At 59.1% G+C, this 1,011-nt stretch carries 1 protein-coding gene and 1 pseudogene; both read right to left on the bottom strand.

Going from position 1 to position 1,011, the window contains the following annotated elements; genetic code table 11:
- The coding region (locus AC1D1X_RS24270; RefSeq protein ID WP_477699482.1) for an ABC transporter substrate-binding protein at positions 1–715 on the bottom strand (715 nt) is incomplete at its 3' end.
- 157 nt (positions 716–872) lie between these two features.
- Positions 873–1,011, bottom strand: a pseudogene (locus AC1D1X_RS24265) (2-hydroxyacid dehydrogenase); the annotation flags it as partial.

Below are 1,011 nucleotides of genomic sequence, written 5' to 3'. Positions count from 1 at the left end.
CGTTAGGGTCATCGACCAGCAGCTTGCCGCTGTCGCTCACCAGCTTCACGTTGTACGCATCCATGAAGGTCAGGAAGGAGAAGAACGAGTCGCTCGAGTCCACGCCCAGGGGCTGGCCGATGCCGAAGGTGCGGTTGCCGCTCTTCTGGCGATAAGCCGGTTGCACTTTGTCGCACCAGAAAGACCAGTAGCCCTTCCAATCGGTCGGGATGTCGGACTCCTTGAAGCCCGCATCGTTGAGCATGTCGATCCAGTACTCGATGTGCATGGTCTGCTGCTTGATCGGAAAGGCGTAGTAGGCGCGGGTCTTGGCTGCGTCGTTCCACAGGAACGTCGTCTCCACCGTGTTGGGGGCGAAACGCGCGCGGATCGGGTTGATCACGCTGGAGATGTCTTCCAGCTTGCCGTCATAGGCCCACTTGCTCGTGACCTGGAAGTCATACACGTCGGCATAGGCGACGTCAGGCGGGTTACCAGAGTCCAGCGCAGCCACGGTCTTGGGGATCATGTCCTGGATCGGGTACTGCGACAGCTCGATTTTCACACCCTTGTGCTTGGCTTCGTACTTCTTGATGGCGTCGAAGAGTGCCTGGTCCTCCGCCTGGTAGAAGCCCTTGACCCACCAGACGGTGAGCTTGTCTTGCGCGACAGCGTGGCCGCCTGCGAGCAGGCCCCCCGCGATCATCGCGCTGGCAAGAATTGTCCTGATCTTCATTGCTTTGTCTCCTGTGGTTGTTGAACTGTCTAACCGGGTCGCTCAGCTCTTAGCGCTTGCTATCATATGATGATTGAAACGCCGGTTTTCTATGGAAAACCCGCGGTACAGCACCCGGTCCCGGGCTCATCTTCTGGAACTCTTTCGAAGGAGTCTCTTACTGGCATTCAGGGACCGGACTGAGCAGTGGCTGGCCTGCGAAGTGAGCACTCAGATTGGCCACCGCCAGATCCGCCATGGCCTTGCGCGTCTGCCAGGTTCCGCTGGCCATGTGCGGAGTCAGCACGACGTTGTCC

The sequence above is a fragment of the Polaromonas sp. P1_G4 genome (assembly GCF_056405475.1).
Note: the sequence above shows the minus strand (reverse complement) of the source record. Positions and strands in the feature narration are given on the sequence as shown.